The following is an 18,338-nucleotide window of genomic DNA, read 5'->3' as shown; positions in this document are numbered from 1 at the left end:
GGAGTCGCGGTAGAGAGGTTTTGAAGGGATTTCGCTTCTGCCCGCATTTCGAAAGAAATGCAGGCAGGGGCGGGATGAAGAAGTGTCTCGGGGCCAACAAGTCCGTGGAGCATCCATGGCGCCTCACGAGCACAAACTAAAGGAGCATTCACATGCCCAAAATGAAGACCAAGAGCAGCGCGAAAAAACGTTTCCGCGTTCGTCCCGGTGGCACCGTCAAGCGCGGTCAAGCCTTCAAGCGTCACATCCTGACGAAGAAGACCACCAAGAACAAGCGTCACCTGCGTGGTGCAGTCGCAGTGCATGAGACCAACATGGTTTCTGTCGCCGCCATGCTGCCCGGCCGTGGCATTTAACTCAGACGAACAAGGAGTACACACATGCCTCGCGTCAAACGTGGTGTAACGGCTCGCGCCCGCCACAAGAAAGTTCTCGCACTCGCCAAGGGTTTCCGCGGTCGCCGCGGCAATGTCTTCCGCGTCGCCAAACAGGCGGTGATGAAGGCAGGCCAATACGCCTACCGTGACCGCCGTACCAAGAAGCGCGTGTTCCGTCAGCTGTGGATCGCGCGTATCAACGCCGCCTCGCGTGAACTGGGCCTGACCTACAGCCAGTTCGCCAACGGCATCCGCAAGGCCGGTATCGAGATCGACCGCAAGATGCTTGCGGACATCGCCGTGCACGACAAGGCCGCTTTCGCCGGCATCGTGGAGCAGGTCAAGGCCAAGCTGGCTGCTTGATTCTGCACAGCAGGGCGCTGCCTCCGGGCGGCTTCCTGCGCCCACGGCTCAAGGGCTGGCGCTTGAAAAGGCTCCAGCTCTTTTTTATTTCCCCTCGAAGATTTTTGTTGCTATGAACGAGTTGGACTCCCTGGTCGACACCGCACGTGCCGCCTTCGCCGAAGCGAAGACGCCCGCCGAGCTTGAAAACGCCAAGGCCCAGTTCCTCGGCAAGTCGGGCCGCATCACCGAGCTGATGAAGGGCATGGCCGCGCTGAGTGTCGAAGAGAAGAAGTCCCGTGGCGCTGCCATCAACGTCGCCAAGCAAGCCATCGAAGCCGCGCTGACCGACCGCCGCCAGCAATTGGCCGACGAGGAACTCTCGCTGCAACTGCGTGCCGAGGCGCTCGACGTGAGCCTGCCCGGCCGCCGCCGCATTTCCGGCGGGCTGCATCCCGTGAGCCGCACCCTGGAGCGCATCGAAGAAATCTTCTCGAGCATGGGCTTCGACGTGGCCGATGGTCCAGAGATCGAGAGCGACTGGCACAGCTTCACCTCGCTCAACAATCCGCCGAACCATCCTGCGCGATCGATGCAGGACACCTTCTACGTCGACCTGAATGGCGACGACGGCATCCCCTACAACCTGCGCCCGCACACCAGCCCGATGCAGGTGCGCTACGCGCATCAGCACATCAAGAAGTACGCCGCCGAGTTCGCGGCTGCCGCGGCCGACACCACCGGCACCGTGAAGGCGCCCGAGATCCGCGTGATCGCGCCGGGCCGTACCTACCGCGTCGACAGCGACGCCACCCATTCGCCGATGTTCCACCAGTGCGAAGGCCTGTGGCTCGGCGAGAACGTGAGCTTCAAGGACCTGAAGGTCGTCTTCACCGACTTCTGCCGCACCTTCTTCGAGCGCGACGACCTCGTGCTGCGCTTCCGCCCGAGCTTCTTCCCGTTCACCGAGCCGAGCGCCGAGATCGACATCCAGTTCGCGAGCGGCCCGCTGGCCGGCCGCTGGCTCGAAGTGTCGGGCTCAGGCCAGGTGCATCCGAACGTGGTGCGCAACATGGGCCTCGACCCCGAGCGCTACATCGGCTTCGCCTTCGGCATGGGCCCCGACCGGCTCACGATGCTGCGCTACGGCGTGAACGACCTGCGCCTCTTCTTCGACGGCGACCTGCGTTTTCTCTCGCAGTTCCAGTAAGCAGCACCCCATCACAGAAAAAACCAGATCGAGATCGAAGAGATGCAATTCCCGGAATCCTGGCTGCGCGAGTTCTGCAACCCGCCCATCGACAGCGCCGCACTGGCCGAAACGCTCACCATGGGCGGCTTCGAGGTCGAGGAGCGCCGACCGGTGGCGCCGCCTTTCACGCGCATCGTGGTCGGCGAAATCAAGGAAGCGGTGCAGCACCCGAACGCCGATCGCCTGCGCGTGTGCCAGGTCGACGCGGGGCAGGGCGCTCTGCTGAACATCGTGTGCGGCGCGCCCAATGCGCGCGTCGGCATCAAGGTGCCGTGCGCGCTCGTCGGCGCCGAACTGCCGCCGGGTGAGGACGGCAAGCCCTTCCTCATCAAGCTGGGCAAGCTGCGCGGCGTTGAAAGCCAGGGCATGCTGTGCTCGGCGCGCGAACTGCAGCTGAGCGAAGACCACGGCGGCCTGCTCGAGCTCGATGCCGACGCGCCCATCGGCGCCGACGTGCGCGACGTGCTCAAGCTCGACGACATGCTGCTCACGCTGAAGCTCACGCCCAACCTGGCGCACGGCCTCAGCGTCTACGGCGTGGCGCGCGAGCTGGCCGCGCTCACGGGCGCACCGCTCAAGACGCCCTCCATTGCGCCGGTCGCCACCTCGTTCGCCGATGTGCTGCCGGTGAAGGTCGAAGCGCCCGAGCTCTGTGGCCGCTTCTCGGGCCGCATCATGCGCGGCGTGGACACCAAGGTCGCGACGCCCGCCTGGATGGTCGAGCGCCTCGCGCGCTGCGGCCAGCGCAGCGTCACTCCTCTGGTCGACATCTCGAACTACGTGATGTTCGAGTACGGCCAGCCCAGCCACATCTTCGACCTCGACAAGATCCACGGCGGCCTCACGGTGCGCTGGGGCAAGCCGGGCGAGCAGCTCAAGCTGCTCAATGGCAACACGATCACCGTGGACGACAAGGTCGGCGTGATCGCCGACGACCGCGAGGTCGAGTCGCTCGCCGGCATCATGGGCGGCGACGCCACCTCGGTGTCCGACGACACGCGCAACATCTACGTCGAAGCCGCTTTCTGGTGGCCCGAAGCCGTGCAGGGCCGTTCGCGCCGCTTCAACTTCTCGACCGACGCCGGCCACCGCTATGAGCGCGGCGTCGACCCGAGCCGCACCGTCCAGATCATCGAGCGCATCACGCAGCTGGTCGCCGAAATCTGCGGCGGCCAGGCCGGCCGCATGGACGACCAGACGCTGAGCGTGCCCGAGGCCGTGCCCGTCACGTTGCGTGTTGCGCGCGCAGCCCGCGTGATCGGCATGCCGCTGACGCAGGCGCAGTGCGCCGAGGCGCTGAACCGCCTCGGCTTCACGATCACCGAGGGCGAGGGCACGCTGACCGTGACGCCGCCGCCGCATCGCTTCGACCTGCTGATCGAGGAAGACCTGATTGAGGAGGTCGCGCGACTGATCGGCTTCAACAACCTGCCGACCACCGCGCCGCTCGCGCCCATCACCGCCCGCGTGCGGCCCGAGGCACAGCGCAGCCGTTTCGCGGTTCGCCGCAGCATCGCCGCGCTGGGCTATCAGGAAACCATCAACTTCAGCTTCGTCGAGGCGCACTGGGAGCAGGACCTGGCGGGCAACGCCAATCCCGTGAAGCTGCTGAACCCCATCGCCAGCCAGATGAGCGTGATGCGCTCTTCGCTGATGGGCTCGCTGCTGCAGGTGCTCAAGTTCAACCTCGACCGCAAGGCACCGCGTGTGCGTGTGTTCGAGCTGGGCCGCGTGTTCATGCGCGACGACAGCGTCGTCACCACCGACAGCACCGTGCGCGGCGTGAACCAGCCGATGCGCGTGGCCGGCCTTGCATGGGGCGACGCCGACGAGTCGCGCTGGGATGGCAAGCCGCAGCGCATCGACTTCTACGACGTGAAGGGCGACGTCGAGGCGCTGCTCGCGCCGTTGCAGCCGGTCTTCGAGGCGGCCGAACATCCGGCCCTGCATCCGGGCCGCTCGGCGCGCGTGCTGGTCGATGGCAAGGCCATCGGTTTCGTCGGCGAACTGCATCCGCGCTGGCGCCAGAAGTGGGACTTCGCGCAGGCGCCCGTGCTGTTCGAACTCGACCTCGATGCCGTCACCGCGCGCCTCGTGCCGGTGGCGCAGCCGGTGCCCAAGCACCAGGCCGTCGAGCGTGACATCGCCGTGGTGGTGGCCGAGGCCGTCACGCACGACGCGCTGATGCAGACCATCCGTTCTGCCGCAGCGGCCCAGGGTCTGCTGCGCGATGCGACGCTGTTCGACATCTACCGTCCGCAGCCGCTGCGCGACGGCGCGGTGGCCGCGCCCGGCGCGCTGGCCCAGGGCGAGAAGAGCATGGCGGTGCGCCTGAGCTTCCAGAGCGACAGTGCCACGCTGACGGACGAGCAGGTCGAGCCCGCCGTCCGCGCGATCGTCGAACAACTCGGCGCCAAACTCGGCGGCCGCTTGAGGGGGTGATGAGAATGAACGCTGCCGAATTCACGCTCGAGGCTCTCGAAACGCCTGCGCTCACCAAGGCGCATCTCGCCGACCTGCTGTTCGAGCAGATCGGCCTGAACAAGCGTGAGTCCAAGGACATGGTCGAGGCGTTCTTCGAGCTCGTGGCCAACAGCCTCATCGAAGGCACGGACGTGAAGATCTCGGGCTTCGGCAACTTCCAGATCCGCGTGAAGGCGCCTCGGCCCGGGCGCAATCCGCGCACCGGCGAAGCCATTCCGATCGGCGAGCGCCGCGTCGCGACGTTCCATGCGAGCGCCAAGCTCAAGGAACAGATTCACGGAAGCATTGACCAAGGCAATACCTCCGAAGTCGAGTGGAGCCTCGGCGCCGAATAAGTGCTTGGTGCTGCGCGGCCGCGTAGAGTAATCTCTCAGGTTTCCCGCGCACAGTCTTGATTTCAATGGAGAAAACGCTCCCTCCGATTCCCGTCAAACGCTACTTCACCATCGGTGAGGTCGGCGAGCTGTGCGGCGTCAAGCCGCACGTGCTGCGTTATTGGGAGCAGGAGTTCACGCAGCTGCGGCCCATGAAGCGGCGCGGCAACCGTCGCTACTACCAGCACCACGAGGTGCTCATGATCCGCCGCATCCGCGATCTGCTCTACGACCAGGGCTTCACGATCAGCGGTGCGCGCAACAAGCTGCAGGAGCTCGTGCAGGGCGAGCGAGACCGGCGCAAGGCGGGCGAAGTGCCGCTCGAGGGCGTGGAAGCCATCGAGATCGATCAGGAAGAATTCGACGCCGCCGTCGTTGAAGATTCACCCGTCTCGACGGTCGTGCGAACTGCCGATGCGTCGCAGCTGCTGCACCTTCGGCGCGAACTCTTTGAAATTCGTGAGCTGCTGACCATCGGACGTTGAATTTCCGACGCTATAATCGAGAGCTTCGGTGTGTGGCGCAGCCTGGTAGCGCACTTGCATGGGGTGCAAGGGGTCGAAGGTTCGAATCCTTTCACACCGACCAAAGTCAGTAGATGGAAAAACGGCTTACGCTCAAAAGGCGTAAGCCGTTTTTCTTTGTGAGTCGCAGTTGCGGCGCCAAAAAGCTCGACCAAGGGTTAGCTGGAGGACCCTGTTCTCGCACGGGGCGGTGAAGGCGCGCGAACCGATGATCGCGACCCATCGGAGATATTGAGGATTCGGTCCGGTTTCGAGGTTCTCTTGCGATAGTCCCGAAGAAATACGAACGCTGCGGAATTAGTTCCTTTGGTTGCATTGCCTTCGCGCCTATCCTCGGCGCCCAAGATGAATCCCGCACAGCAACTGCAACTCCTCGTCGACCTGCCCGATGGCTGGTCCAGCCGCATCGACATCAAGCGCACCACCAGCGGCCGCTACGCTGGCGTTGCCGAATTGAACCTGCGCGGTCTCAGGTACGGCGTGCTGGTCTTCATGCAGCAGCCCACGCTGGAAGCCGCGCTGCAGCGCGTGCGGCTGCGGGCCAGCCAGTTCGCTCGGGAGAGGCTCGCATCCCTGGATGTGTCGGCGAGCCTGGCAAGGTCGGGCTGATCCACCTCGCCGCCGGGCGCAGGTTGGGGTTGGCTATCTCGCAGATGAGGATTGCCAACCCACGAAGCGCTCCTTCTGCGGCACCATGAGGCGTCATTCCCCCACAAGGAGCACGCCATGAAAGCTTTCAGAAAACTCGTCGGCGGCGCGATCTCCGTCGCTGGAGCCGTGGTGCTTGTCGCCAAGCATCTGTAGGCCACCGCCGATCAGCCGAAGGTGAACGCATAGGCTTGCGCGCCCGCGTCCAGGAACTCGATCTCGAAGAGGCGCTCCTTCTCGTTCGCCGTCTGGCGCACCAGCTGATAGAGCCGCTGCCCATCGATGACGCCGTTGCCCTGCGCATCGATATCGGTGCCATGGTCCGCGAGCGGCGGTGCACCGTCGATCAGCACCCTGAAGCGCACCGGCTTTCCGTCGGCCGAAGGGCCGAGTACCAGGTGCAGGTCGCGCGCATGGAAGCGATAGGCGATGCGGCCGTTGGGCTGCGCCAGCACCGCACGCTCGCCTTCCATCTTCCATTCGCCGGAAAGCGTCCACTGGTTGGTGCGCAGCGAGGACACACCGGAATAGACCCGCGCGCGGTCGTTCGAAATGCCGCCGGGCGATACGAAGTTGCGCGCCTGCTCGTAGCCCAGGTAGGTCTCGCCGGACAGGGCCGGCTCCGCGGCCGCCGCGGCCTGCGTGCCCTTGCCCTCTGGCGAGACAAGCCCGGCCGACGCAACGGGCCGACCGGCTTCCGCCAGCAGCTGCTGAATGGCCTGCTCCGACTTCGCATACTGGCCCTCGCCGAACTGGTGATGCCGGATGCGCCCCTGCGCGTCCACCAGATAGAAGGCCGGCCAGTACTGGTTGCCGAAGGCGCGCCAGATCGCATAGCTGCTGTCGACGGCCACAGGGAATCCGATGCCAAGATCCTTCGTCGCGCGGCGCACGTTGACCGGCTGCTTCTCGAACGCGAATTCCGGCGTGTGCACGCCGATCACCACCAGCCCGGCGTCCTTGTACTTCTCGGCCCATGCGCGAACGTAGGGCCGGGTGCGCAGGCAGTTGATGCAGGAGTAGGTCCAGAAGTCGACCAGCACCACCTTGCCGCGAAGGCTCTCGGGCGTGAGCGGCGCCGAGTTGATCCACTCGGTGGCGCCATCGAGCGAGGGCAGCCGGCCTTCATCGGGCAACGACAGCGCAGGTTTCCTCGGCTCGGGCTGCGTCGATGTCGGCATCAGGCCGCCGCGGTCGACGGATGCCTGCGGTACTGCCGGAGGCTGCTGCGACGGCGCGGGCATGTGGATCTTCTCCACCAGCGCCTTCTCCAGGGCCGAGGTCGTGCCGATCGAGAGCTGGGCGAGCAGCCCCGTGTCCAGCCCCGACGCGATGGCCGCAACACCAGCGAGCACCGCCACGCCGGCCACGCGGCGCGCCCATTCGCCCGCGTGCAGCGACCCCTTCATCGCCGAGAACAGCCGTCCGCCGAAGAGCAACGCAGCCGCCAGCGAGGTGCACGCGCCCGCCGCATAGGCCAGCAAGAGCAGCGAAGTGCCGACACTCGCGCCGTTGAGCGCGGCACCCGTCAGGATCAGCCCGAGGATCGGCCCCGCGCAGGGCGCCCACAGAAAGCCGGTGCCGATGCCCAGCAGCAGCGGCGAGAACACCGACGCCTTCGCATCCGCCGCGGGCCCGGACAGCCGCAGTCCCAGCGCGACCAGTGGCCGGGCCAGGCGGTCGGCCACCGAAGGAAACAGCAGCGTCACGCCGAACAGCGCCAGCAGGGCGATCGCCGCGTACCGCCCGTACTCGTTGAGCGCCACGACCCAGCCGCCGCCCACGGCCGCCAGCGTGGCGACGGCCGAGAACGCCAGCGCCATGCCCAGCAGCATTGGCAGGCCGTGCGAGCGGAAAGGCCGGTCGGCGCGCGCGAACACGAAGGGAAGCACGGGCAGGATGCACGGGCTCAGGATGGTGAGCACGCCACCGAGGTAGGCAACGATGAGGAGGAACATGGTCGGATTCCTCTCGGTGAATGTTGGCTATGAATGGCTGAAAAGGAAAGTCGAGGGCGAGCGGGGGCCTTCACGGTCTCGCCGTGCGAGCCGCTTCTTCGTCGGTTGGTGAGGGCCATGGCTGTCGCCGCGCGGCTCAGTCCGGTGGCGCGGCCGCGTTGGTGTTCATGGTCAGCCGGGCTTCCAGCCCGCCTTCGTCCCGGTTGCGCAGCGTGAGCTCCGCGCCCATCGCCGTCGCCAGCTGCTGGGCGATGGCCAGGCCCAGCCCGGTGCCGCCGGTGTTGCGGTTGCGCGAACCCTCCACGCGGTAGAAGGGCTTGAGCACGTGCTCCAGCTGGTCGGGCGGAATGCCGGGGCCGTTGTCGATCACGGCCAGCGTCAGCCGGTGGCCGCCAGCATCGGCACCGGCATGCACCTGCAGTCGCACGTCGGTGCCGAACTTCAGCGCGTTGTCGATCAGGTTCGTCAGGATGCGCCGCAGCGCGTTCGGCCGGGTCACCATGGGCTCGCCCACGCGGCCTTCGAGCAGCACCTGCTCGCCCGAGTCCTCGTAGTCGGCCACCATGCTCTCGAACAGCGCGTCGGCGTCGATGCGGCGCGGCGGCTCGGTGGCGCCGTGCAGGGTGCGCGCGTAGGTCACGCCTTCGCGCACCAGGGCGTGCATGGCTTCCAGGTCCTGGCGGAACTTGTCGCGGTCATGGCCGTCGTCCATCAGGTCGGTGCGCAGCCGCATGCGGGTGATGGGCGTCTGCAGGTCGTGCGAGATGGCCGCGAGTATCTCCACCCGCTCGGCCATGTAGCCGGCGATGCGCTTCTGCATCGCGTTGAAGGCGCGCGCCGCGTGCTGCACCTCGGTCGGGCCTTCCTCGGCCAGCTGCCGGCCCTTCAGGTCGGGGCCCAGTTCGTCGGCCGCGTCGGCCAGCTGCGCCAGCGGCCGCGTGACCAGCCGCACCGCATACCAGGCGCACACCGCCAGCACCAGCAGCTGCGCCCACAGCAGCCACATCACCCAGCTCGACACCGGCATGTCCACGCGCCGCGCATGCACCACCACAGAGGAGCCGTCGGACAGCCGTACCTGGATCTGCAGGCCCTGCGGCGGGTTGCTCACCTGCCCGATCTTCACGATCTCGAAGGGGCGCATCGCATCGGCGATGGCGGTCGCAAACTGCTGCGACGAGGCCGTGTCGGGGGCCTTGCCCTGCGCGTTCCCGCCGAGCACGAAGCGGTAGTTGCGCCGCTCCAGCCGCGCCAGCCAGCCCTCGCGCTCGGCGGCCGGCAGCCGGTCGAGGATGGCGACCGAGCTGGCGATGTCGCGCTCGATGCCGATCATCATCAGCTCGCGCATCGCGATGCCGCGCTCGTAGCCGATGGCCATGAAGGTCAGCAACTGCGCGATGGCCAGCCCGACGACGATGATCAGCGTCACGCGCGAGAACAGCGAGCGCGGCAGCAGTCGGCGCAGGCCTGTGGCGGGGGAGGCCGGGGCGATGTCGGCGGGAAGGCTGGCGGCGGATTCAGGCATGGGCAGGTTTATAGACCCGGTCCCGCCTCCTGGCGCGGCGCTTTGTATTCCAGTGTGTTGGGCAGCGCGGCCCGACATACAACATTACCCGCCGTCCCGGGCCCGCAGCCACCGGGCCCGCCGAGCAACATAGTGTGGCCCTCCGGCCAGCGGGATACACGGGAATACAAAACCGCCCGATCCGGCGCCCGGCCGGGCTACATTGCACCTGCCCGCCGCCCTGCGGGCGCATCACCGCACTGCCATGAACATTGCCAAGACCTCCGACCACATCCTCATCGTCGACGACGACCGGGAAATCCGCGAGCTGCTCTCCACCTACCTGGTCAAGAACGGCCTGCGCGTGGTGGCGGTGCCCACGGGGCGGCATATGCGCGCGGCGCTGGAGGAGTCGGGGCCTTTCGATCTCGTCATCCTCGACCTGATGCTGCCGGGCGAAGACGGCCTCACGCTGTGCCGCGACCTGCGCACGGGCAAGTACAAGGCCACTCCCATCCTCATGCTCACCGCCCGCAGCGAGGAGGCCGACCGCATCCTCGGCCTGGAGATGGGCGCCGACGACTATCTTGCCAAGCCCTTCTCCGCGCGCGAGCTGCTGGCGCGCATCCGCTCGGTGCTGCGCCGCACGCGCATGCTGCCGCCGAACATGCGCTCCACCGAGTCGGCCTCGAAGCTGGCCTTCGGCGACTGGCAGGTCGACACCACCGCGCGCAACCTGATCGACGACAGCGGCGTGATGGTGGCGCTCAGCGGCGCGGAGTACCGGTTGCTGATGGTGTTTCTCGAGCATCCCCAGAAGGTGCTGAGCCGCGACCAGCTGCTGAGCCTCACCCAGGGCCGCGAGGCCGAGCTCTTCGAGCGCTCCATCGACCTGCTGGTGAGCCGCCTGCGCCAGCGCCTGCGCGACGATGCGCGCGAGCCGCGCTACATCAAGACGGTGCGCAGCGAGGGCTATGTCTTTTCTTCGACGGTGGACGCCCTGGACTGAGGCCGCTGTCGCGGACCTGCACTCGCGAAATGATCAAGGCACTGTTCCTCCCATCGGGCGCGCTGTCGCTTCTTCTGGTCACCGCATGCGCACAGCCTGAAGCTCCGCGGCCCATGCCGCCGACGGTCGGCATGGCGAATCCGGCTTCGGTCTACTGCAACAGCCTCGGAGGCAGGACGCTCATGCGGTCGAACGACAGGGGGCAGTACGGCATCTGCCAGCTTCCGGATGGCCGGCAGATCGAGGAATGGGAGCTCTACCGCCAGGATCATCCGGCGAGGTAGGGCGGCTTCAGTTCGAGGGCTTCCGCGTGCGCTTGCGGGAGCCGTCTTCCTGTCTGGACGAGATGCACTGGCAGCTCACCGGATTGCGTATTTCGTGCGCGACGCCGCCCGCAAGGAAGAGCAGGGCGAGCCAGAGGTTCTTCATTTCTTGCTCCGTGTGTTTCGTGTGCCTGTGTCCGGGGCGAGTGCCCAGGCCGCAGGGTACTCCCCTCCGCGAATGTCCCCCGTCGGCGTGATCGCGCCCCGAAACAGCAGCGGTGTTTCAGGTCCCTGCAGGCGCAGGCTCGGCAAGCAGCGCCTGGATCTTCTTCTCGGTCGTGCCATAGCTGCCCTCGCCGAAGTGCGAGTAGACGATCTTGCCCTGCTTGTCGATCAGGTACACGGCGGGCCAGTACTGGTTCCGGAATGCCTTCCAGGTGCCGTAGCCGTTGTCCTGCGCCACGGCATGCTTGATCTGCAGGCGCTCGATGGCGTCCTTCACGTTCTTCGTCGACTTCTCGAACGCGAACTCCGGCGTGTGCACGCCGACTACCACCAGGCCCTGGTCCTTGTACTTCTGGTTCCAGTCCTTCACGTAGGGAAGGTGGTTCAGGCAGTTGATGCAGGTGTAGGTCCAGAAGTCGACCAGCACCACCTTGCCGCGCAGCTCGCCCAGCTTGAGCGGCTGCGAGTTGAGCCAGGTGTCGATGTTCTGGAATTCGGGTGCAGGCTGCACCTCGCTGGCGGCTATGTCACCACCCAACGGCGATGGTGCCGCGAAGGTCAGCGTGAGCCCAGCCGCCGAGGCGGCGATGGCGACTGCGAAATAGAGGGCGGAAGAGCGAAAGCGCATGGCGGTTCCTTAGGAAGAGTGACGGACGTTCGTCTGTGAACGGAGCCGATTCTTCTTCCGGGTGCCCGCCAGCGGAGCCGATTGCGTATGCCTCTGTATCTGCGGGACGCTGGCCCCACACTACGTTTCACGCCCCGCCGGGCGCGCGCATCAATCGACCCTGATGTTGCGCGAGCGGACCAGCGCGTTCACCCTGGCGGTCTCGTCCTTCACGAACTTCGCGAAGGCCTCCGGCGTGGTGCCGGCCGGCTCCAGGCCCAGCTGCAGCAGCTTCTGGCGAACGGCCGGGTCGTTGACGGCGGCCTGCACTGCCTTGCCGAGCTTCTGCACGATCTCGGCCGGGGTGCCCTTGGGCAGGAACACGCCGTTCCACTCGACCACGTTGTAGCCCGGCAGGCCCGACTCGGCCAGCGTCGGCACATCGGGCAGCCCCGGCACGCGCTTGCCGGAGCTCACGCCCAGCGCGCGCAGCTTGCCGCTCTTCACGTAGCCCAGCGTCGAGGCCACGTTGCCGAAGTAGGCCGACACCTGCTCGCCCATCACGTCGGTCAGCGCCGGCGCGCCGCCCTTGTAGGGCACGTGCATCAGGTTGATCCTGGCCTGCTCGTTGAGCGCCTCGCCCGCCAGGTGCGAGCCGGTGCCGCCGCCGGCGGAGGCGAAGCTCAGCTTGCCCGGGTTCTTGCGCGCGTAGTCGATGAACTCCTGGACTGTCTTGTAAGGCGCAGTAGCGGGCACGACGAGGATCTGCGGCGCCGTGGCCACCAGCGAAACGGGAATGAAGTCCTTCGCCGCGTCGTAGGGCAGTTTGCGCAGCGACGGGTTCACCGAGAACGCCGAGGCGTCGTACAGCACGGTGTAGCCGTCGGCCGCGGCCTTGGCCACGTTGTCGGCGCCGATCACGCCGCCCGCGCCCGGCTTGTTGTCGATCACGATCTGCTGGCCCAGCGCGGCGCTCATCTGCTGGGCGACGATGCGTGCCGTGTTGTCGGCGCCGCCGCCCGCCGCGTAGGGCACCACCATGCGGATCGGCTTGTCGGGCCAGGCGGCCCAGCCCAGCAGGGGAACGGCGCAGGCGGCCAGCGCGGCGATGGATTTCAGTAGACGCTTTTGCATGTCGATGTCTCGGGAGTCTTGTGGTTCAGGAAAAGTCGTAGAGCCGCGCGGGGTTGTCGACCAGCACGCGGCGGCGCGCGGCCTCGTCGGGCACCCACTGGCCCAGCAGGTCGAAGAGCTGCGCGTCGTCGGGCTTGGCCGTGCGTTCGGTCGGATGGGGCCAGTCGCTGCCCCACACGACGCGCTCGGGCGCCTGCCTCGCCCAGGTACGGGCGACGTCGACGGTGTCGGCATAGCCGCCTTCGGCGCCGAGCCTGGAATCGAGGTACGCGCCGGACAGCTTGATCCAGGTGCGGCCCTCGTCGAGCAGCCGGCTCACCACGCCGTATGCGGGATGCGCCAGCGCGCACGGCTGCGCCAGCCGCGCGAGATGGTCGAAGACCATCGTGCAGGGCAGGCGATCGAGCAGCGTCGCGTGCGTGGCGATCTGGTCGGCGCTCCAGTGCAGCTGCACGTGCCAGCCCAGCGTGTGCACACGCCGTGCGAGCGGCTCGACCATGGAGAAATCCGTCGCCGCGTTCGCCGCCGTGTAGAGCGTGAAGCGGATGCCCCGGATGCCGCCCTCGTGCAGCTGCTTCAGCTCGGCATCGCGCACCTCGGGCCGCACCACCGCCACGCCGCGCGTGCGGTGCGCGCCCAGCGCCTGGATGGCCGCGAGCGTCACGCTGTTGTCGGTGCCGTGGGCGCGCGGCTGCACGATCACCGTGCGCTGCGTGCCGGTGCGCAGCTGCAGCAGGCGGTAGTCACCGGCGGTGGCGTTGTCCAGCATCGCATCGGGCGAGCCGTGCATCGGAAAGCGGCGGTCGTACACGTGGATGTGCGCGTCGCATGCGCCCTCGGGCGCCGCGCTGGCCGGCTTGCGCGTGCCGGCGCTGTGGGGCACGGCGATCTCGTCGGCCATGGCTCAGTCGTCCGCGTGTCGCCTGGCCAGGACGGCGGCCGTGTGCTGCCCCAGCGTCGGCGCAGCGAAGGGTTCTGGGCCGGGCGTGCGGCCGAAGCGCACCGGGCGGGTGAAGCCCCGGTAGGAGCCCAGCGTGGGATGCGAAATGTTCGCCACCATGTCCTCGGCCAGCACCTGCTCGCTGTCGAACATGTCTTCCACGGTGCGCGCGGCGGAGCAGGGCACTTCCTCGCCGAAGATCTCTTCCCATTCGAGCGCGCTGCGCGCGGCCAGCGCGGCGCGCAGCTTCGGCACGATCTCGGCCGCGTGCTGGGCGCGCTTGCGCACCGAGTCGTAGCGCTCGTCGGCCGCGAGTTCCGGCAGGCCGGCCTTGGCGCACAGTGCCTGCCAGAAGTGCGGCGTGTTGGCAGAGATGTAGATGTGCCCCTCGCGCGTCGGATGGATGCCGGTGATGCCGCCGGAGCGCATGTCGCGCCCCACGTCCTTCGGTTCGCCCTCGGCCCACACCATGCGCGCGGACTGCATCGTGAGCGCCGAGCGCAGCAGCGAGACGCCCACGAACTGGCCTTCGCCGCTCTTCTCGCGCTCGTACAGCGCCGAGGCGACGCCCGCGGCCACCAGCGCGGCCGCGTAGTAGTCGACCACCGAGCCGTAGATGATTTCGGGCGGTTCGCCGCGCTTGCCCTGCAGCGCGCACATGCCGGTCATGGTCTGCAGCACCTGGTCGTAGCCGGCCTTCTCGCGCAGCGGGCCGGTCTCGCCGTAGCCGGTGACGGCGCAGTAGATGAGCCGCGGATTCACTGCCTTCAGCTGCTCGTAGGCGATGCCCAGCCGCGGCGGCACGCTGGGCCTGAAGTTGTGCACCAGCACGTCGGCGCCGCGCACCAGTTCCATCAGCGAAGCCAGGTCTTCGGGCTTCTTCAGGTCGAGCACCGCGCCCAGCTTGCTGCGGTTGACGCCGATGAAGGCTCGGCTCTCGGCCTCCAGCGTCGAAGGGTACTTGCGCAGGTTGTCGCCCGTGGGCGGCTCGATCTTGATGACTTCCGCGCCCTGGTCGGCCAGCAGCGAGCAGCCGTACGGTCCCGCGATGTAGGCGCTCAGGTCGAGCACGCGCAGGCCGCTCAGCGGCCCGGCGGGGCCCTGGCGCTCGGGCAGGCGGGTGTGCTCGGGGGCGGTATGGCTCATGGGCTTTTTCTTTCCTTGCTCAGTCTGCGGTGATGTTCTGTTGCTTCGCCAGCTTCTTCCAGCGCTCCACGTCCTCTGCGATGACGCTGCCGAACTGCGCTGGCGTGAGCGGCGTGGCGATGGCGCCTTCGCGCAGGAAGTTGGCCGCGATCTCGGGCCGGCCCAGGATCTGGTTGACGGCCGCGTTCAGCTTCGAGACCACGTCGAGCGGCGTGCCGGCCGGGGCCAGCAGGCCCCACCAGAGCTCGAACTCGTAGCCGGGCACGGCCGTGGATATCGGCGTGAGGTCCGGCGCGATGGGGCTCGGCTTCAGGCTGGTGATGCCCACCGCGCGCAGCTTGCCGGCACGCACCATCGGCAGCAGCGAAGGGCCGCTGGAGATCAGCAGCTGCGTCTGGTTGCCGATCAGGTCGGTCACGGCCGGGCCCATGCCCTTGTACGGAATGTGCGCGATCTGCAGGTCGCCCACCTTGGCCTTCAGCAGCTCGGTGCCGAATTGGTTGACGCTGCCCGAGCCTGACGACGCGTAGTTGTACTGGCCGGGCTTCGCCTTGATGGCGGCGATCAGCTCGGCCGGCGTCTTGGCCGGGAACTCGTTGTTGACCGCGACGATGAACGGCCCCTTGGCGAACATCGCCACCGGCGCGAGGCCCTTGACCGGGTCGAAGGGCAGCTTCGACTGCACTGCCGCGTTGGTCGTCATGCTCGACGACACCGCAACCAGCGTGTAGCCGTCGGGCGCCGCCTTGGCCACCTGGCCCGTGCCGGTGTTGCCGCTGGCACCCGGGCGGTTGTCGATGATGACCGGCTGCTTGAGCTGGTCGCCCAGCTCCTTGGCCACCTGCCGAGCGAAGGTGTCGTTCGAGCCGCCGGCCGGGTAGGGCACGACGATGGTGATCGGCTTGGAAGGGTAGGCCGCTTGCGCGAACGCGGTACCGCCCACGGCTGCGAGCACGACTGTCGACGCTGCGGCGAGCGCGCGGGGGCGAAGGAACGAGGGAATACGCATCTGTCTTGTCTCCGGTTTTCTTATGGATGGGGAAGCAGGTCCAGCCCGAAATCAGTTCGGGATCAGGCCGAGGCTGCGCGCGCTCTCGACGATGGCGCGCGCGCGGATCACGAAGGGGATGTCGATCATCTTTCCGTCCACGACGTAGGCTCCGACGCCCTTGGCGTCGGCTTCGCGCGCCGCCTCGACCACCTTGCGGGCATGCGCGATCTCCTCGTCGGTCGGGCGGAACACCTCGTTGGCGATGGCGATCTGGCTGGGGTGGATGCAGGTCTTGCCCAGGAAGCCCAGGTCGCGCGCCAGCATCGCCTCGGCGCGGAAGCCTTCGTCGTCGCGGATGTCGGCGAAGGCGCTGTCGTAGGCATACAGGCCCGCTTCGCCAGCCGCGATGCGCACCGCGAACATCGCCTGGCGGATCGCGGAAGGCTCCCGCCGGGCGATGCCCAGCGGCTCGAACAAGTCGCCCAGCCCGAGCTGCAGCCCCGCCACGCGCGGATGCGCCAGCGCGAGCTCGGCGGCCATGCGCAGGGCGGCGGGCGTCTCGATGTTCAGCAGCAGGCCGATGGGGGCCTGCACGCCGTTGGCCCGCTCCGCGCGCTCGATGGCTTCCGCGGCTGCACGCACATGCGCGGGGCTCTGCGGCTTGGGCAGGTTGACGAGCTGCACGCCGGTGCGCGCCACCGCCGCAACGTCGCGTTCGAAGTGCGGCGTGTCCATGGCGTTGACGCGAACGATCAGCGTCTTGCGCGACGAAGCCGCGTCGCCGCCTTCGAGGAACTGGCGCACCGTCTCGCGCGCCTCGTCCTTGCGCGGCTCGGACACCGCGTCTTCCAGGTCGAGGCTGATGGCGTCCGCCGCGCCAGCGAGCGCCTTGGCGAACAGTTCGGAGCGGGTGCCGGGAACGAAGAGTTTGCTTCTCATGAGGGCAGTGTCGGTAGTTCATGAGAAGAGAAAAACAGCTGTTCACTGCGATCACATCGCAGAAAATCTATCTTCATGGAAACGGCCTACCTGCAAAGCTTTCTTCTGGTGGTGGAGTCGGGCTCGATGTCCGAGGCCGCGCGCCGGCTCGACCTCACGCCCGGCGCGGTGGCGCAGCAGATCCGCGCGCTGGAGCGCGAGCTCAACGCGCCGCTGCTCGCGCGCGCCGGCCGCACCGTGCAGCCCACCGAGGCCGGCCACCGGCTGGTGCAGCGGGCGCGCACGCTGCTGCGGGAGGTGAGCGACATCAAGGCGCTGCTGGGCAGCGAGGCGGCGGGCGGCGAGCTGGTCATCGGCACCATCAACACGGCCATCCACAGCCTGCTGCCCGACATCCTCGCGCGCTTCGTGAAGACGCACCCGGGCGTCAAGGTGTTCCTGCAGTCGGGCACCACCGCCACGCTTTACAAGGCCATGCAACAGGGCGAGCTCGACGCGGCCGTGTGCCTGTACCCGCAGTTCGCGCTCGCCAAGACCTTCGACTGGGCGCTGCTGCGCGAAGAGCCGCTGGTACTGCTCGCGCCCAGCCGCCTCGCGCGGCGCGACCCCCACGAGCTGCTGCGCACCTCGCCGCTGATCCGCTACGACCGCAACCTCGGCGGCGGCAAGCAGGCCGACCGCTACCTGCGCGCCGCCGGCATCGTGCCGCAGGAGCGCTTCGAGCTCAGCTCGCTGCTGGCCATCGCGATGATGGTCGACAGGGGCCTTGGGGTGTCGGTCGTGCCCGACATCGCGTCTCCGCTGCTCGACGGGCAGCGCATCGTGAAGATCCCGCTGCCGCTGCCCTCGGAAACACGGCGCTTCGGCATCCTGTGGCTCAGGGCTTCACCGCGGCTGAAGCTGATCCATGGCTTCGTCGAGAGCGCGGGGCTGGTCACTGCCGCAAGGGGCGACGGCGGCGGCTCCCGCAAGCGTTAGCGTCGTCGCTCGGGCCGGGCGTCGATGGAGGGAATCCGCGCCCTGTCTCTCGGCTTCCGCACGCCGGGCGAACGCCGCTGCAGCAGCGCGATTGCGATGTCGAATCCGCGGCTCGCCCCGACCGCGACCGCCCCCGTGACGGCCAGCATCGCCGCCATGTGCACGCCGACGGCCGCCAAAGCCAACGCCAGGGAGCCCGATGCGGTGATCTCCCGGGCAGCCGGCGCTTCGCTCATGCACAGCGGAATCAGCGCCGGCACCAGCATCAGTCCGGCGCCGTGGGCCGTGGACATCATGAAGGACCAGAGTGCGAGGCCGGCGCGGCCGGGCGGCATGCGCGTGCGGCCGGCCTTCCTGCCGTGCCGCAGGTGGTGTGCGACAACGGCAACGAGCATTGCGCCCGCTGCCCACTGCAAGGCGATGCGATCCATCGAGGGAGCGAACAGGACTGCGGCAGCCACCAGCGCGACGGACACGGCGTGCCCGAGGGCGATCGGCAGGAGCGCCTGAAGCACCCGCGAACGCTCGCTCGACCCGACACCCAGGACGGCCGCGAAGGCCCACCCCGCGGCTGGGTTCAGCCCGTGAAGCGCGCCGACCCCCGCGACTGCCAGCCATGGCCAGAGGCTTGCCATGATGCGGT

General features: G+C 67.8%; 20 protein-coding genes and 1 tRNA gene. 11 read left to right on the top strand and 10 right to left on the bottom strand.

What is annotated here, in order from left to right:
- The first annotated feature begins 152 nt into the window (after positions 1-152).
- The 8 genes from rpmI (at position 153) to QMO14_RS12095 (ending at position 5,962) form a co-directional block, all read left to right on the top strand.
- Complete coding sequence (rpmI, locus tag QMO14_RS12130) at positions 153-356, top strand: 50S ribosomal protein L35 (protein ID WP_007832497.1); 204 nt, start codon at positions 153-155, stop codon at positions 354-356.
- 24 nt (positions 357-380) lie between these two features.
- Complete coding sequence (gene rplT, locus QMO14_RS12125) at positions 381-740, top strand: 50S ribosomal protein L20 (RefSeq protein ID WP_007832499.1); 360 nt, start codon at positions 381-383, stop codon at positions 738-740.
- Positions 741-852: 112 nt separating this feature from the next.
- Positions 853-1,929, top strand: coding sequence for a phenylalanine--tRNA ligase subunit alpha (gene pheS / locus QMO14_RS12120; protein ID WP_093202106.1), 1,077 nt, complete (start codon positions 853-855; stop codon positions 1,927-1,929).
- A 42-nt stretch (positions 1,930-1,971) separates the two neighbouring features.
- Positions 1,972-4,413, top strand: coding sequence for a phenylalanine--tRNA ligase subunit beta (gene pheT / locus QMO14_RS12115; protein WP_301507461.1), 2,442 nt, complete (start codon positions 1,972-1,974; stop codon positions 4,411-4,413).
- 5 nt (positions 4,414-4,418) lie between these two features.
- Positions 4,419-4,790 (top strand): integration host factor subunit alpha, encoded by a 372-nt coding sequence (locus QMO14_RS12110; RefSeq protein WP_301507460.1) that lies wholly within the window; start codon positions 4,419-4,421, stop codon positions 4,788-4,790.
- Between the two features lie 65 nt (positions 4,791-4,855).
- Positions 4,856-5,314, top strand: coding sequence for a MerR family transcriptional regulator (locus QMO14_RS12105; RefSeq protein ID WP_301507459.1), 459 nt, complete (start codon positions 4,856-4,858; stop codon positions 5,312-5,314).
- Positions 5,315-5,340: 26 nt separating this feature from the next.
- Positions 5,341-5,417: transfer RNA gene (locus QMO14_RS12100), tRNA-Pro, on the top strand.
- Positions 5,418-5,698: 281 nt separating this feature from the next.
- Positions 5,699-5,962 (top strand): hypothetical protein, encoded by a 264-nt coding sequence (locus tag QMO14_RS12095; RefSeq protein WP_301507458.1) that lies wholly within the window; start codon positions 5,699-5,701, stop codon positions 5,960-5,962.
- 206 nt (positions 5,963-6,168) lie between these two features.
- Here the strand turns inward: QMO14_RS12095 and QMO14_RS12090 are convergent, their stop codons facing one another.
- Both QMO14_RS12090 and QMO14_RS12085 read right to left on the bottom strand, forming a co-directional pair.
- The gene (locus QMO14_RS12090) at positions 6,169-7,959 is read right to left on the bottom strand and encodes a cytochrome c biogenesis protein DipZ (protein ID WP_301507457.1); all 1,791 of its coding nucleotides are present in this window, start codon (positions 7,957-7,959) and stop codon (positions 6,169-6,171) included.
- Between the two features lie 136 nt (positions 7,960-8,095).
- Positions 8,096-9,484 (bottom strand): ATP-binding protein, encoded by a 1,389-nt coding sequence (locus QMO14_RS12085; protein ID WP_301507456.1) that lies wholly within the window; start codon positions 9,482-9,484, stop codon positions 8,096-8,098.
- Between the two features lie 244 nt (positions 9,485-9,728).
- On the opposite strand from QMO14_RS12085, the gene QMO14_RS12080 reads away from it, so the two are divergent.
- Positions 9,729-10,472 (top strand): response regulator, encoded by a 744-nt coding sequence (locus QMO14_RS12080; RefSeq protein WP_301507455.1) that lies wholly within the window; start codon positions 9,729-9,731, stop codon positions 10,470-10,472.
- Between the two features lie 29 nt (positions 10,473-10,501).
- A complete protein-coding gene (locus QMO14_RS12075; RefSeq protein ID WP_301507454.1) occupies positions 10,502-10,756 on the top strand; it encodes a DUF333 domain-containing protein in 255 nt (84 codons plus the stop codon).
- A 7-nt stretch (positions 10,757-10,763) separates the two neighbouring features.
- On the opposite strand, the gene QMO14_RS12070 is transcribed toward QMO14_RS12075, so the two are convergent.
- The 7 genes from QMO14_RS12070 to QMO14_RS12040 form a co-directional block, all read right to left on the bottom strand.
- Complete coding sequence (locus QMO14_RS12070) at positions 10,764-10,901, bottom strand: hypothetical protein (RefSeq protein ID WP_301507453.1); 138 nt, start codon at positions 10,899-10,901, stop codon at positions 10,764-10,766.
- 117 nt (positions 10,902-11,018) lie between these two features.
- Positions 11,019-11,588 carry a thioredoxin family protein gene (locus tag QMO14_RS12065; protein ID WP_301507452.1) on the bottom strand — a complete coding sequence of 190 codons (570 nt, stop codon included), beginning with the start codon at positions 11,586-11,588 and terminating at the stop codon, positions 11,019-11,021.
- Between the two features lie 150 nt (positions 11,589-11,738).
- Positions 11,739-12,701, bottom strand: coding sequence for a tripartite tricarboxylate transporter substrate binding protein (locus tag QMO14_RS12060; protein ID WP_301507451.1), 963 nt, complete (start codon positions 12,699-12,701; stop codon positions 11,739-11,741).
- Positions 12,702-12,726: 25 nt separating this feature from the next.
- Positions 12,727-13,602, bottom strand: a complete 876-nt coding sequence (locus QMO14_RS12055; protein ID WP_301507450.1) for an amidohydrolase — start codon at positions 13,600-13,602, stop codon at positions 12,727-12,729.
- Positions 13,603-13,605: 3 nt separating this feature from the next.
- Entirely contained in the window at positions 13,606-14,787 is a 1,182-nt protein-coding gene (locus QMO14_RS12050; RefSeq protein WP_301507449.1) for a CoA transferase, read from the bottom strand.
- Between the two features lie 19 nt (positions 14,788-14,806).
- A complete protein-coding gene (locus tag QMO14_RS12045; protein ID WP_301507448.1) occupies positions 14,807-15,796 on the bottom strand; it encodes a tripartite tricarboxylate transporter substrate binding protein in 990 nt (329 codons plus the stop codon).
- Positions 15,797-15,847: 51 nt separating this feature from the next.
- Positions 15,848-16,717 carry a CoA ester lyase gene (locus tag QMO14_RS12040; RefSeq protein ID WP_301507447.1) on the bottom strand — a complete coding sequence of 290 codons (870 nt, stop codon included), beginning with the start codon at positions 16,715-16,717 and terminating at the stop codon, positions 15,848-15,850.
- Between the two features lie 75 nt (positions 16,718-16,792).
- Between QMO14_RS12040 and QMO14_RS12035 the strand changes: the two genes are divergently transcribed.
- Positions 16,793-17,695: a LysR family transcriptional regulator gene (locus tag QMO14_RS12035; protein ID WP_301507446.1), complete on the top strand. Its 903-nt coding sequence runs from the start codon at positions 16,793-16,795 to the stop codon at positions 17,693-17,695.
- On the opposite strand, the gene QMO14_RS12030 is transcribed toward QMO14_RS12035, so the two are convergent.
- A complete protein-coding gene (locus QMO14_RS12030) occupies positions 17,692-18,330 on the bottom strand; it encodes a hypothetical protein (protein ID WP_301507445.1) in 639 nt (212 codons plus the stop codon). The genes QMO14_RS12035 and QMO14_RS12030 overlap by 4 nt on opposite strands.
- Positions 18,331-18,338 lie beyond the last annotated feature (8 nt).

Origin of the sequence: Variovorax sp. CAN15, assembly GCF_030462475.1 — a bacterium.
GTDB lineage: Bacteria > Pseudomonadota > Gammaproteobacteria > Burkholderiales > Burkholderiaceae_C > Variovorax.
Note: the sequence above shows the minus strand (reverse complement) of the source record. Positions and strands in the feature narration are given on the sequence as shown.

Bases quoted from the DNA above. Each gene is read 5' to 3' on its own strand.
- rpmI (WP_007832497.1), top strand. From the start codon at position 153: ATGCCCAAAATGAAGACCAAGAGCAGCGCGAAAAAACGTTTCCGCGTT.
- rplT (WP_007832499.1), top strand. From the start codon at position 381: ATGCCTCGCGTCAAACGTGGTGTAACGGCTCGCGCCCGCCACAAGAAA.
- pheS (WP_093202106.1), top strand. From the start codon at position 853: ATGAACGAGTTGGACTCCCTGGTCGACACCGCACGTGCCGCCTTCGCC.
- pheT (WP_301507461.1), top strand. From the start codon at position 1,972: ATGCAATTCCCGGAATCCTGGCTGCGCGAGTTCTGCAACCCGCCCATC.
- QMO14_RS12110 (WP_301507460.1), top strand. From the start codon at position 4,419: ATGAACGCTGCCGAATTCACGCTCGAGGCTCTCGAAACGCCTGCGCTC.
- QMO14_RS12105 (WP_301507459.1), top strand. From the start codon at position 4,856: ATGGAGAAAACGCTCCCTCCGATTCCCGTCAAACGCTACTTCACCATC.
- QMO14_RS12095 (WP_301507458.1), top strand. From the start codon at position 5,699: ATGAATCCCGCACAGCAACTGCAACTCCTCGTCGACCTGCCCGATGGC.
- QMO14_RS12090 (WP_301507457.1), bottom strand. From the start codon at position 7,959: ATGTTCCTCCTCATCGTTGCCTACCTCGGTGGCGTGCTCACCATCCTG.
- QMO14_RS12085 (WP_301507456.1), bottom strand. From the start codon at position 9,484: ATGCCTGAATCCGCCGCCAGCCTTCCCGCCGACATCGCCCCGGCCTCC.
- QMO14_RS12080 (WP_301507455.1), top strand. From the start codon at position 9,729: ATGAACATTGCCAAGACCTCCGACCACATCCTCATCGTCGACGACGAC.
- QMO14_RS12075 (WP_301507454.1), top strand. From the start codon at position 10,502: ATGATCAAGGCACTGTTCCTCCCATCGGGCGCGCTGTCGCTTCTTCTG.
- QMO14_RS12070 (WP_301507453.1), bottom strand. From the start codon at position 10,901: ATGAAGAACCTCTGGCTCGCCCTGCTCTTCCTTGCGGGCGGCGTCGCG.
- QMO14_RS12065 (WP_301507452.1), bottom strand. From the start codon at position 11,588: ATGCGCTTTCGCTCTTCCGCCCTCTATTTCGCAGTCGCCATCGCCGCC.
- QMO14_RS12060 (WP_301507451.1), bottom strand. From the start codon at position 12,701: ATGCAAAAGCGTCTACTGAAATCCATCGCCGCGCTGGCCGCCTGCGCC.
- QMO14_RS12055 (WP_301507450.1), bottom strand. From the start codon at position 13,602: ATGGCCGACGAGATCGCCGTGCCCCACAGCGCCGGCACGCGCAAGCCG.
- QMO14_RS12050 (WP_301507449.1), bottom strand. From the start codon at position 14,787: ATGAGCCATACCGCCCCCGAGCACACCCGCCTGCCCGAGCGCCAGGGC.
- QMO14_RS12045 (WP_301507448.1), bottom strand. From the start codon at position 15,796: ATGCGTATTCCCTCGTTCCTTCGCCCCCGCGCGCTCGCCGCAGCGTCG.
- QMO14_RS12040 (WP_301507447.1), bottom strand. From the start codon at position 16,717: ATGAGAAGCAAACTCTTCGTTCCCGGCACCCGCTCCGAACTGTTCGCC.
- QMO14_RS12035 (WP_301507446.1), top strand. From the start codon at position 16,793: ATGGAAACGGCCTACCTGCAAAGCTTTCTTCTGGTGGTGGAGTCGGGC.
- QMO14_RS12030 (WP_301507445.1), bottom strand. From the start codon at position 18,330: ATGGCAAGCCTCTGGCCATGGCTGGCAGTCGCGGGGGTCGGCGCGCTT.